11 protein-coding genes are annotated in these 12,029 nt (G+C 50.0%); 8 read left to right on the top strand and 3 right to left on the bottom strand.

The annotated features are described in order from the left end of the window. From ACFVYJ_RS02050 to ACFVYJ_RS02040, 3 genes are all read left to right on the top strand, one after another. On the top strand, positions 1-309 hold a 309-nt coding region (locus tag ACFVYJ_RS02050), incomplete at its 5' end, for a hypothetical protein (RefSeq protein WP_463254802.1). 332 nt (positions 310-641) lie between these two features. Beyond that, positions 642-2,135: a hypothetical protein gene (locus tag ACFVYJ_RS02045; RefSeq protein WP_419414519.1), complete on the top strand. Its 1,494-nt coding sequence runs from the start codon at positions 642-644 to the stop codon at positions 2,133-2,135. 197 nt (positions 2,136-2,332) lie between these two features. Continuing rightward, positions 2,333-3,496 carry a hypothetical protein gene (locus tag ACFVYJ_RS02040; RefSeq protein ID WP_419414518.1) on the top strand — a complete coding sequence of 388 codons (1,164 nt, stop codon included), beginning with the start codon at positions 2,333-2,335 and terminating at the stop codon, positions 3,494-3,496. Between the two features lie 39 nt (positions 3,497-3,535). Here the strand turns inward: ACFVYJ_RS02040 and ACFVYJ_RS02035 are convergent, their stop codons facing one another. The 3 genes from ACFVYJ_RS02035 to ACFVYJ_RS02025 all read right to left on the bottom strand — a co-directional run bounded on the left by ACFVYJ_RS02035 (position 3,536) and on the right by ACFVYJ_RS02025 (position 7,395). Continuing rightward, entirely contained in the window at positions 3,536-4,633 is a 1,098-nt protein-coding gene (locus ACFVYJ_RS02035; protein WP_419414517.1) for a response regulator, read from the bottom strand. 480 nt (positions 4,634-5,113) lie between these two features. Further along, the gene (locus ACFVYJ_RS02030; RefSeq protein ID WP_419414516.1) at positions 5,114-5,818 is read right to left on the bottom strand and encodes a response regulator; all 705 of its coding nucleotides are present in this window, start codon (positions 5,816-5,818) and stop codon (positions 5,114-5,116) included. After that, positions 5,815-7,395, bottom strand: a complete 1,581-nt coding sequence (locus tag ACFVYJ_RS02025; RefSeq protein ID WP_419414515.1) for an ATP-binding protein — start codon at positions 7,393-7,395, stop codon at positions 5,815-5,817. The genes ACFVYJ_RS02030 and ACFVYJ_RS02025 overlap by 4 nt, the downstream gene beginning before the upstream one ends. 216 nt (positions 7,396-7,611) lie before the next feature. Between ACFVYJ_RS02025 and ACFVYJ_RS02020 the strand changes: the two genes are divergently transcribed. From ACFVYJ_RS02020 to ACFVYJ_RS02000, 5 genes are all read left to right on the top strand, one after another. After that, positions 7,612-8,598 carry a tripartite tricarboxylate transporter substrate binding protein gene (locus tag ACFVYJ_RS02020; RefSeq protein WP_419414514.1) on the top strand — a complete coding sequence of 329 codons (987 nt, stop codon included), beginning with the start codon at positions 7,612-7,614 and terminating at the stop codon, positions 8,596-8,598. Positions 8,599-8,732: 134 nt separating this feature from the next. Beyond that, a complete protein-coding gene (locus ACFVYJ_RS02015) occupies positions 8,733-9,206 on the top strand; it encodes a tripartite tricarboxylate transporter TctB family protein (RefSeq protein ID WP_419414513.1) in 474 nt (157 codons plus the stop codon). 4 nt (positions 9,207-9,210) lie between these two features. Further along, positions 9,211-10,764 carry a tripartite tricarboxylate transporter permease gene (locus tag ACFVYJ_RS02010; RefSeq protein WP_419414512.1) on the top strand — a complete coding sequence of 518 codons (1,554 nt, stop codon included), beginning with the start codon at positions 9,211-9,213 and terminating at the stop codon, positions 10,762-10,764. Between the two features lie 223 nt (positions 10,765-10,987). Further along, on the top strand, positions 10,988-11,284 hold the full coding sequence (locus tag ACFVYJ_RS02005) for an ArsR/SmtB family transcription factor (RefSeq protein ID WP_419414511.1): 297 nt from the start codon (positions 10,988-10,990) through the stop codon (positions 11,282-11,284). Then, positions 11,281-11,901, top strand: a complete 621-nt coding sequence (locus tag ACFVYJ_RS02000) for a cation efflux transmembrane domain-containing protein (protein ID WP_419414510.1) — start codon at positions 11,281-11,283, stop codon at positions 11,899-11,901. Before ACFVYJ_RS02005 ends, ACFVYJ_RS02000 begins: the two co-directional genes overlap by 4 nt. Positions 11,902-12,029 lie beyond the last annotated feature (128 nt).

Genomic DNA, 12,029 nt, shown 5'->3' with positions numbered 1-12,029 from the left:
CTGCTAGGTGATACCACGGACCTGTCCGACAGTTTGCTGGATACGGCTGATTCACTATTAGGTGATACAACAGACAGTCTGATGGCTGACACTACTGATGGCCTGCTAGGCGATGCATCCCTGGATGCTGACCTGGCACTGGATGCAAGCTTTGACTCCCCCAGCGACACTGGCATAGTTGATACTGTGCTTGATACAGCAGATTCTGTGTTAGCAGATGAAGGGGATGCCGTTGACACCCTCACTGATGCAATTGATGAAGTTATTGATGATCCATTACTGGACACTGCACTGGGGGGGTTGCTGTAACCCTATAGCGCTATTCATCACCTGAGAAAAAGTGGCCCTGGGCCACTTTTTTATTGTCGCTAGAGACACCAGGCTTTTCTCACCACACCGTTTTCTTGTTCACTAAGTCACCCAAATACACGCCATATGGAAAGGGAAATTAAAACGAGCTTTTAAATAAAATTTTATTTAAACTTGACTCAAGTTATAGTCAAAATATATATAGTTAACTTATCTGACAATGTATCTGCTGTTGTTATGCAACCAGAGCCGGTTGGCAATGTAATAAAAAAACAACTTGCTCACTACTGATAACAGCACAAGGAAGTCACTCCAAACTCGGGATTGAGGTTATGACCATAAAAGAATTATTCAAACACTGCGCCCTGGCACTCGCCATATCTGCTATCGCAGGCTGTAACGGCAAATACATTCTCAAAGATGTTGCGGGCAGTAGCGGCGACCCAGGAGTTGAAATTCCGGGCGACACTGGTGGTGATACTGGCGGTGATACCGGTGGTGATACCGGTGGTGACACTGGCGGTGATACTGGCGGTGATACTGGCGGTGATACTGGCGGTGATACTGGTGGCGATACCGGTGGTGATACTGGCGGTGATACTGGTGGCGATACCGGTGGTGATACTGGCGGTGATACCGGTGGTGATACTGGCGGTGATACCGGTGGCGATACCGGTGGCGATACCGGTGGTGATACTGGCGGTGATACTGGCGGTGATACTGGTGGCGATACCGGTGGTGATACTGGCGGTGATACCGGTGGTGATACCGGTGGTGATACCGGCGGTGATACCGGTGGTGATACCGGTGGTGATACCGGTGGTGATACCGGCGGTGATACCGGTGGCGATACTGGCGGTGATACCGGTGGTGATACTGGCGGTGATACTGGCGGTGATACCGGTGGGGATACCGGTGGGGATACCGGTGGGGATACCGGTGGTGATACTGGCGGTGATACTGGTGGCGATACCGGCGGTGAAATTGGCGCCTGCACCCTTACCGACTGCATTGATGAATTGGTTTTTACCACCACAGATTTGGCAGACAACATAACTGATGATGCCACTGACACTATCGACATTGTGCTGGGCGACGGTACAACCGACGAGTTGGATTCACTGCTGGATAGTACTACCGGCGGTTTAGACGACATCGCGGATGCCACAACCGATGTTGTAGATAGCCTGATTGAAGGCGACGTCACTGGTGACCTAGATAATCTGGTTGATGTCACCACCGATACAGTAGCTACCGTTGTAGACAGCACTACAGATGTTGTCGATGGCCTGGTAGGTGGTACCGGTTCACTACTTGATGGTTCCGCAGGACTACTCGGCGGTGTAACTGGTGGTCTGACAACTGATTTGGGGCTGACTGAAACAGTTGATGACCTGGTATCAGATACCACTGAAACCTTAGATGGCATCGTAGATGAAACCACTGACCTGCTAGACAGTGCGCTCGAACCAGTGCTGGGAGAAGCAGGCTTGTTAGGCAGTACCGGTTTGACTGACACCGTGACCGATACACTCGACACAGACGCCGTTGATACCAGTCTAGTTACCGGAGTCACAGATACTATCAGTGACCTGTCAGATGCCAGCGATGGTCTATTGGGTGGCAGCGATGGTCTATTGGGTGGCAGTGTTGGCCTATTGGGTGGCAGTGATAGCTCGGAGGATGGCATCGTCGATGGCGTGCTGGGGCTGGTGGATGCAACCCTGTCTAGCAGTGAAGAAGACACTGTAGATGGACTGACAGATACAGTTGATGAAGCCATTGATGATCCGATTCTCGATTCCCTGGGAGGCGGAATACTGTAGACACCACAACCTAAAAGCGGCTGCAAAGCCGCTTTTTGATATCTGTTTACATTTTTCGCTAAAGCCAAACCAACAAAAGACAGTCAACAACACTCGGGGTTGAGGCAATGAAGATCAAGGAACTATTCAAATACTGCACACTCCTGCTTGCGTTATCAGTCATCGCAGGCTGTCAGGGGAGCCATAGCATTAAAAATATGGCTGACACCAGCAGCGAATCAACAGGCATCGATACTGATACCGGTACTGATATTGAAGAGGATACTGGTGATACCGGCGGTGACATTGACGAAAGCACCAACAACGACACCAGCACTGATACCGGCGAGACAACCGAAACCTGCAACCTGACCGGCTGCGTCGATGAACTGGTCTTTGCCACCACAGATGTACTGGATGGCTTAACAGAAACCATCACTGTAACAACCAACGGAGTACTTGGCTCAACCACCACAACGGCGGTACAAAATCTGTTAAACGGTACCACATTGGGTGCGGACAACATTGTTGACGCGACCACAGATGCGCTGGATCAACTGGCCCAGGGGAACCTAACTACGGCAACCGATGGCCTCATCGATGCTGCAACCGGCACCCTGAAAACAGCCGTCAGCGACAGCACAGCTATTGTCGATAGCCTTATCATCAGCGATGATGGTTTGATAGGCACGCTGACAGGTGAACTGGTACCTGATTTAGGCCTGTCCGAGACACTGAATAATGTTCTTATCGGCCCGACAGATACACTTAACGGCCTAGTCGACACCAGCACAGATCTATTGGCTGATAGCCTTGATCTTGCGATCGCTGATCAAGGGTTAATTAGCGACACAGAAGTCTTGGGCACTGCCACAGGCTTACTCGATACGCTAATCAACGACACCGATCCCGGTCTTGTCAGTGGTTTGACTGAAACCGTAACAGGTTTACTCGGAGGCACCGGAGATGGATTGCTGAGTGATGACGTAGGTTTAGGCCTCAGTGATGGCTTGCTGGGTGGCAGTGATGCCGGGCTACTAGACGGTCTAACCAGCACTGCCGAGGGTCTACTTGGTGGCGATGAAAGCCTGACCGGTGGCCTGTTGGGCGGCGACGATGCCGGGCTAATCAGCAGCACAACCGGCCTACTCAGTGATCAAAGCGCAATTGATGACCTACTGGGTGGTGATGCAGACATCGTTGGCGGATTACTCGACACTGAAGAAGGGCTAGTTAGCGACCTAACGGGTACGGTTGTAGGCTTACTGGGAAGCGACGATGCTGTAGTCGGCAGCCTGTTAGGTAGCGAGACAGACCTGGGCGGTTTGCTGGGCGATGCGGATGGCGGCTTGACTGGTGGCTTGCTAGGCGGCGTGCTTTAAATCCCCGACCTAAAAACAGCGGCTTTATCGCCGCTTTTTTTATTCAACATCCTTATATCTGGCAGCTATCACCTGAAAATCCTGCTCTGTGCGCTGAAAGGCATCCACTATCACTGGTTCAAAATGAGTGCCACGCCCCTCAAGGATAATACTGGCGGCCTTTTCATGACTGAACGCAGGCTTATATACCCGTTTAGAGATCAATGCATCGTACACATCAGCTAACGACATCAGCCGTGCTGATAGAGGTATATCGTCACCTGACAACCCTCTGGGGTAGCCTTTACCATCCCACTTTTCATGATGGCAAGCAGCAATATCTCTCGCGTAGCGCAAGAAGGAAGTTGCATTACTGCATAAACTGTCACCTGCCTGCTGCAACGCCTTAGCGCCAAGTTCAGCATGCGTCATCATAATTCTGAACTCTTCCGGCTCAAGTTTGCCCGGCTTCAGCAGAATACTATCCGGTATCCCCACTTTACCAATATCGTGAAGCGGAGCTGACTTATACAACAACTCAATATTTTCAGGCGTCAGTTCATCGGTGTAATGCCCGGCAGCAACCAACTCTTCGGCCAGGATTTTAACGTAATGCTGAGTACGCCGAATATGGTTACCAGTTTCGTTATCGCGTGTTTCTGCCAGTGATGCCAGGGCCATAATGGTGACATCCTGTGTCGTCACCAGCTCTGCAGTTCGTTGTTGAACCAATGCTTCTAATACTTCGTTCTGCCGGGATAACTGATCCTGAGCAATTTTGAGCGCCAGATGGTTACGGACCCTAGACCGGACAATCGCAGGTGTTACAGGCTTACGAATATAATCAATGGCACCCACTTTCAGGCCGCGATCTTCATCGATGCCATCACTCATTGCCGATACAAAAATAACCGGAATATTAGCGGTCGCCGGGTCAGCTTTAAGTGCAGAACACACCTCATAACCATCCATATCCGGCATCATAATATCCAGCAAAATAAGATCAGGGCGTACTTCATCATGCACACGGTTAAGTGCCTGCTCGCCGCTTTTCGCGACAATGATCCTATACTCAGCTTTCAACAGATCCGATAAGACAACAATATTAAATGCCTCATCATCTACAATCAGGATTGTACTTTTATTGTTATCGCTCATGCTTGCGCCCATGGTGGCTGCATTACAAATTATGCTCGGTATTTATCGACTTAAGTCGCGCTGACTAAAGCTTAATTTAAAGCAGGCAGCAGTCGATACACAGATATAACGTTACACCTTAATGCAGGTAAAGGTTCGGGTAAGCACTTCTTTCTAGCTAAATTAAGTCACTGTACCTGATAGTCAGCTCGTCGATCCTCTGTGAAAGATTGTTATATGACAAGAATCCAGCCCTACCTCATTGCATGCTTGCTAGCATTATTCAGTCTGCAAAGCACTGCAGCTGAGATCATCACCTTCGGGATTGTGCCAGCAATATAGTGTGATGCTGCCCATCTCGATGAAGTCACCGGATTGGTGATTGAAGACCTACAACAACTTGGCGCATGAGCAATCTATCCCCTGCTGTATAGCAGCTCAGTTCAGCAATGCTCGCTAACTCAGGGCGACTGGCATGAATAGCACTAACAAAATTCCGAACTACTCCTGCCGATTCCGGTAACGACGCTCAGGTCGACCCACTGTGCCGTAAGCAACTTCCGCTTCCAACTCGTGACTACTCACCAGATATTCAAGATATCGCCTGGCCGTGGTTCTGCTGGCACCGATCATCTGACCCACCTCTTCTGCACTGAGGCTATCGAATTTCTCGATAAAGACCCGTCGCACTTTCTCCAGTGTCAAACTATCAACGCCTTTAGGCAGTCGCACGTCTGTTGCTGGCTCCATCATGTCAGCTGCAGCAGAATGACTCCGTGGTAGCAGGGTATCCACATCCCGTTGTGCCAATGATTGCATTGCCAACATTTTCTGCATATGTTCACAATAGTTACTGAGTGCTTCCTGCAGGCGCTCAAAAACCAGAGGCTTGAGGATGTAGTCAAACACACCACCACGCATTGCCTCGCGCAAGGTATCCACCTCTTTGGCAGCCGTTATCAAAATGACATCTACCGCGCTATTGGCAGCACGCAACCGCCTAAGTAAATCAAGCCCGGTGCCATCAGGAAACTGAATATCCAATAACAGCAGGTCTGGCTTAAAGACCTCCACCAGATCTTCTGCCTGAGCTATTCCATGGGCTATCCCGACCAACTGAAAACCACTGATTTTTTCCAGAAACCGCTGCTGAATTTCAGCAATTTGGCGATCATCTTCTACAATCACAACGGTTATCAAATTCACGCCGAACCCTTATTTTTAGGAATGTAAACAATAAACCGGCTACCGCCACTCTCTGCGGGTTCTACCGTCACAGTACCACCCAAATTGGCCAACAGGTTTTGTACTAGGTGCAAACCTAAACCATGCCCCCGTTCATGTTTACTGGTGACACCCTTACGAAAAATTTGCAGCTGTTCTGCTTCGTTTAAGCCGGGACCCTGATCTTCTATTTCAAAGATTAGATCATTACCCAGATCTGTCATTGTCAGATGAACTTCGCCACCTTCTCCATGGCATTTCAGCGTCGCTTCCAGCGCATTCTCTATCAAGTTACCAATTATGCTTACCAACTGCTGTTTCGGCAGATGTGCGGGTAATTCATGCATTTGGCTTTCCGGATCAATCTCAAGTGTTAGCCCCATCTCCCGGGCGCGGTTATATTTACCCAACAGGCAGGCCGCCAGGATAGGATCAGTTACGGCTTCTACCAGCAAGTGAATCAGCGCCTGATGGCTATGAGTTTCCTGTCCAATGAGTTGCAGCGCCTCATCATAGGCAGCCAGTTGAATCAGTCCGGCGATGGTGTGCAGTTTATTCATGTATTCATGGGACTGACTGCGTAGGCTATCGGCATACTGCTCAATTCGAGTCAGTTTCTCACTGACAAGGTCCAATTCGTCCTTGCGCCTAAAGCTGGATACTACCCCGGTTATTGCCCCGTTTTGCTGTAATGGCAAACGGTTGACGATCAGGTTGTGATCATCCCGCCAGACCTCAAGGTCATACTCTGGCTCCCCGGTTGTTAACACATCCATCATGGCACTGCCCGGCAGTATCTCTTCAATTAAACGCCCACTAAGCCGGGTACTCTCACCTAGCCCCAGAGTTCTCACTGCAGCAGCATTAAAAGTGGTTATGCGCCCTTCGGTATTGATAGCAATAATACCCTCTCTAACCGATTCCAGAGTTGCTTCCTGTTCTCGAAAACGGCGCGCAATTTGCTCAGGTTCCAGACCAAAAATCGCTTTCTTAAAATGGTTGGCAAACCAAGCGGCGGTGACTGCACTCAGCAAAAATGACAACAAAATCACAGCCATTAACGTTAATTGATACCGGCTTATCACCTGTTCCACCCTAACCAGGTCATAACCTACCGACACAACGCCAATGATGCTTGCCCTATCAGCAGAAAATATCGGTGCTTTGCCCCGCATCGACCAGCCAAGACTGCCTTTATCCCGGGTAATAAAATCACGCCCCTCTATCAGTACGGCAGTATTGTCATCACGGTCATCATCGTTCATGGAGCGCCCCACTTTATCTGCAACCGGATGCGCCAGACGAATGCCATCTTGATCACCAATAACCACAAATCGCGCTTCAGTGGTTTCGGCCAGTTGTCGACTGATCGGCATCAGAAAATCACTGTCTCTTTGTTGCACTGCTGAGCCTATTTCTGGCATCGCCGCTATGGTGCGGGCGACATGCAGTGCACGCTGGCCAATCTGTTCATCAAGCGACTGCTGCAGATACAACATGGCAAACCAGCCTATCAAACCGGTCTGCAACAGCGCCATAAACCCGAGTATCAGGATCATGCGGGTTTTGATTCTTAAACGACTAAACAACAGAAAATTCCTTCAGTATGTCTGAATTAAGGCTAGCCACTAGCACCTGAACTGTCCCGTAAACTTTATGCACAAAATGTACTTTATGTATTAAAAACCCTTTAAATTCATAAGCTTTTATATATCACTGACAAGAATTAAGTTAACCAACGACATACATAAAGATAACAGTCCGAGGTACTCGTCATGTTTAGCAAAGCCCGCATCTTTTCGCGTAAACCAGTCTTAGCCGCAGTGTTCGCCACTTGTATAGCAGGCACCTCCATGCCAGCGTCAGCCTTAGAAACCCTGCATTTTCTAATCCCCGGCGGTGCTGGTGGCGGTTGGGACACGACGGCGCGTGGTATTGGTGAAGCACTCAACAAATCCAAACTGGTTGATACCGTATCCTATGAAAATCTCTCCGGGGGCGGTGGAGGCAAAGCCATTGCGCATTTAATCGAAACCGCTGAACAGAATCAGGACACCCTGATGGTGAACTCCACTCCGATTGTCATTCGTTCACTGTCTAAGGTATTCCCGCAGTCTTTCCGTGACCTGACACCGGTTGCTGCCACTATTGGTGACTATGGCGCTTTTGTGGTGAGAAAAGATTCACCCTATACCAGCTTCACTCAGGTCATGGCTGATTATCGTAACAACCCGGCATCAGTGAAGGTAGCCGGAGGCTCAGCTCGCGGCAGTATGGATCACCTGGTTGCCGCTTTGGCCTTTAAAGCGGCAGGTGGCGATGCCCGCCAGGTACGCTATGTCGCTTACGATGCCGGCGGTAAAGCTATGGCCGGCCTGTTATCAGGTGAAACACAAATTTTGTCTACCGGTTTCAGTGAAGCCCTCACCTTGGCAGAAGCCGGTGAGGTGCGAATTTTGGCCATGACCAGCGATGAGCGCAACGCCGCAGCGCCCGACGTCCCTACCCTACTTGAACTAGGTTATGACGCGACTTTCGTTAACTGGCGTGGCTTCTTTGCTGCACCGGGTTTATCCGCCGCAAAAAAACAAGAATTTATTATCACTTTGGAAAAAATGTACGCCACTCCTGAATGGGAAACCGTACGCAGCCGCAACGGCTGGAGCAAACTGTTCCGTCCGGGTGATGACTTCAATACCTTCCTTGAAAAACAGGAGCTGATTGTTGGCGACCTGATGCGCGAGCTCGGTTTTCTACGCTGATTTAGCAGTACGCACATTGTAATGGCCCAATTTTTCCGGTCATGTCAGCAAGGCCTCTGACCGGTTTTTTAAGACTGAGCCGAACAAGATTTTGACAACATTCCGCTGGCAGGCTGCCTGTCACAGGAGTCCACATGCAAATCACTAAAGACCATATCGGTGGACTGATATTTTTATTACTGTCCGCCACTTACGGATACTATGCAGGCCACATTCCGCTATTACCCGGTGATGAATTCGCTCCTTTTCATGGCCGGACCCTGCCCAATGCGCTGGCGGTTATCGGCCTGGTATTGTCCACCGCTCTGCTAGTAACTGCATCCAGAGATAAAAGTCAGACACTGAAATTGGCTGGGTATCACTTCAGCCTGGTGGCAAAGTTACTGGGGCTGATCGTACTGTTTGGCCTTGCATTGGGTTGGCTCGGCTTCTTTGTTGCTACCGTATTGTTTCTGCTCGGCGGCTATTGGCTGCTGGGCGAACGTCGCATAAAAATCCTGTTACTGGCATCTGTGCCTTTTAGTGCCGCTATCTGGCTGATTCTAACCCAGTTGCTAGATATTTATCTGGCGCCGGGCCGGGTATTTGCTCAACTGATTGGAGGTTAAATCGATGTTAGACGGAATCTTTACCGGCCTGTCCACAGCGGTCATGCCATTTAACCTACTCATGGTCGTGGTCGGTTGTTTTGCGGGTACCTTCATCGGCATGCTGCCGGGCCTCGGCCCTATCTCCGCCGTAGCCCTGATGATCCCTATCACCTATGGACTGGACCCCTCTTCCGGCATCATTCTAATGGCTGGAGTCTATTACGGTGCCGTATTTGGCGGCTCCACCTCATCAATTCTGATTAATGCACCAGGATGCGCCAGTACCGTTGTTACAGCATTCGACGGTTACCCCATGGCGCAGAATAAGCAAGCAGGCAAAGCCCTGGCATTAGCCGCTTATTCTTCATTCACTGGCGGTACCATCGGTGCGATTATTCTATTGTTCGCCGCGCCAGCTCTGGCTAGTGTCTCACTGAGTTTTCAGTCAGGTGACTATTTCGCACTGATGATACTCGGGCTTACTGCTGTAGCTGCCTTTTCCGGTAAAGGACAGGTAATTAAAGCTCTGCTTATGACCATCCTGGGCCTAATGGTTGCCACTGTGGGAACCGATGTCACCTCCGGTGCCACCCGCTTTACCTTTGGCAGCGTTGATCTGATTGACGGGGTCAGCTTTCTACTGTTGGCAATGGCGACCTTTGCGCTAACCGAAGTGGTCATGACAGTCCTCAAAGGCCAACACCGGGAGGAAGAAGAGCAGGTCGATATGTCGAGCCTTGGCAGCATGAAACTTAGCCGTGATGAAGTGAAAGAGATCGCGCCAACTGTTGCCCGTTCCTCCGTTTTCGGTTTCCTGGTCGGCGTATTGCCAGGGGCGGGTGCCACCATTGCCTCATTTCTGGCTTACGGTCTCGAACGTAACCTGGCGTCAGCCAAAGAAAAGCTTAAATTCGGTAAAGGCTCTCTGCGGGGTCTGGCTGCGCCGGAGTCTGCCAATAACGCAGCATCCACCGGTTCTTTCGTACCTCTGTTAACCCTAGGTATTCCGGGCTCGGGCACCACCGCAATCATGCTTGGGGCACTGATCGCTTACGGTATTCAACCCGGCCCACGTCTGTTTGTAGACAACCCGGATGTGTTCTGGTCAGTAATTATCTCTATGTACTTCGGTAACCTGGTTCTGTTAATCCTGAACCTACCGCTGATTCCCTATATCTCTCGACTATTAGTGATACCACGCCCAATTCTAATTCCATTAATCCTGTTCTTCTCTATTACCGGGGTTTATCTGGTCAGTTTTAACACCTTTGATATTCAAATGATGGTTGTAATTACTGTTATCGCGATATTCCTCAAACTGCTGGAATTCCCCATGGCACCTATGCTGCTGGGATATATCCTTGGCGGTCTAATGGAAAATAACCTTAGCCGGGCATTGACTATCGCTGATGGTAGTTTTGCTTTCCTGTGGCAGCGTCCACTAACCCTTACGATCGTTATTATCGCAGCCCTGGTTATGTTAATGCCGTTGATACAACAATGCTGGCAGCAGTATCGCCACAAACACGCCTCCAGTACCGGTGCGGAAGCCGCTATTAATGAAGGGGAGGGGTAACCGTATCTGACTTTCAGAGCCGCTGTTTCAGCGGCTTTTTTTATCTACTTATATAAGATTGCAATAACTCATTTGCGCAACATCCATGACATCAGCAGCCATAATCCTGGCTGAATATAGTGCACAACGCCCAGGTTTTGCTGCGACTAAGAGTGAATAGCACCTGAAAAAGCGCATGTTATAATAAATATATGAATACATGTTTATATATTTGTTTTAATTTATGCACCTGAATAATGACCACCTCATTTCGCTGGCAGAAACGTTTAAACTGCTTGGCGACCCGACACGGCTAGCCATTCTGGTCGCCTGCCTGGAACAGGAAAAAACCGTGGGACAAATCGTCTCAGATACCGGCGCCTCACAATCTCTGGTCAGCCATCACTTACGTTTGTTACGTGGCGCCCGACTGATTCAACCACGCAGGGATGGCCGCCATATCTATTACCATGCCCACGACCAGCATATCCGCTGCACCCTGCAGGATATGATTGAACACATACAGGAGGAAGAGCGATGAGTGCACACTGCACATCCTGCGCCAGCGACACATCTGCCAGCATAGAAAACAAAAGTTACCGGCGTATTCTGTGGATTGCGCTAATCGCCAATTTTACGATGTTTATTGTTGAATTGATCGCCGGTGCTTTGGGCCAGTCCCTGTCGCTGACAGCGGATGCAATGGACTTTTTTTCCGACAGTGCCAATTACGCGATTACTTTGGTCGTACTCGGCATGAGCCTGCAGACCCGCGCTGCTGCTGCATTGTTTAAGGGGATATGTATGGGGCTGGTCGGACTCTACGTGTTATACAGCTCCATCAGTCACATGATCGACGGGGTTATGCCACAGGCTGAAGTCATGGGCGTGATTGGTCTGCTGGCGCTACTCACCAATGTCAGCGTTGCCCTGCTGTTGTATCGCCATCGCAAAGGCGATGCGAATCATGAATCGATTTGGATCTGCTCTCGTAATGATGCTATCGCCAATATTGCTGTTATCAGTGCTGGCGGTGGCGTCTGGCTCAGCCAGACTGGCTGGCCTGATGTGCTGGTAGGGGTTGGCATTGCCGGGCTTGGTCTGTGGGGTGCCCAATACATTATCCGTCAAAGCATCGCGGAACTGCGCACTGCATAATTACCCTCCTCTCAGCCGGTGCTATACCGGCTGCTTTATCTACCTCTGGTCACTGCCTGCCTCTGCAATATCCGCAAGCCCCTGACAGCTTTCTGCTTCCAACTCCGCTTTAACAACATTCCTATTTA

This window comes from Pontibacter sp. JAM-7, from assembly GCF_048548695.2.
In the GTDB taxonomy this organism is placed as follows: Bacteria; Pseudomonadota; Gammaproteobacteria; order Pseudomonadales; family Balneatricaceae; genus Neptuniibacter.
The sequence above is the reverse complement of the archived record's forward strand: the minus strand, read 5'-3'. Positions and strand labels throughout refer to the sequence as shown.

What these genes read in the sequence shown, in the direction of transcription:
- ACFVYJ_RS02010 (WP_419414512.1), top strand. Translation starts at nt 9,211, where the DNA reads ATGTTAGACGGAATCTTTACCGGCCTGTCCACAGCGGTCATGCCATTT.
- ACFVYJ_RS02000 (WP_419414510.1), top strand. Translation starts at nt 11,281, where the DNA reads ATGAGTGCACACTGCACATCCTGCGCCAGCGACACATCTGCCAGCATA.
- ACFVYJ_RS02015 (WP_419414513.1), top strand. Translation starts at nt 8,733, where the DNA reads ATGCAAATCACTAAAGACCATATCGGTGGACTGATATTTTTATTACTG.
- ACFVYJ_RS02035 (WP_419414517.1), bottom strand. Translation starts at nt 4,633, where the DNA reads ATGAGCGATAACAATAAAAGTACAATCCTGATTGTAGATGATGAGGCA.
- ACFVYJ_RS02045 (WP_419414519.1), top strand. Translation starts at nt 642, where the DNA reads ATGACCATAAAAGAATTATTCAAACACTGCGCCCTGGCACTCGCCATA.
- ACFVYJ_RS02040 (WP_419414518.1), top strand. Translation starts at nt 2,333, where the DNA reads ATGGCTGACACCAGCAGCGAATCAACAGGCATCGATACTGATACCGGT.
- ACFVYJ_RS02025 (WP_419414515.1), bottom strand. Translation starts at nt 7,395, where the DNA reads ATGATCCTGATACTCGGGTTTATGGCGCTGTTGCAGACCGGTTTGATA.
- ACFVYJ_RS02005 (WP_419414511.1), top strand. Translation starts at nt 10,988, where the DNA reads ATGCACCTGAATAATGACCACCTCATTTCGCTGGCAGAAACGTTTAAA.
- ACFVYJ_RS02020 (WP_419414514.1), top strand. Translation starts at nt 7,612, where the DNA reads ATGTTTAGCAAAGCCCGCATCTTTTCGCGTAAACCAGTCTTAGCCGCA.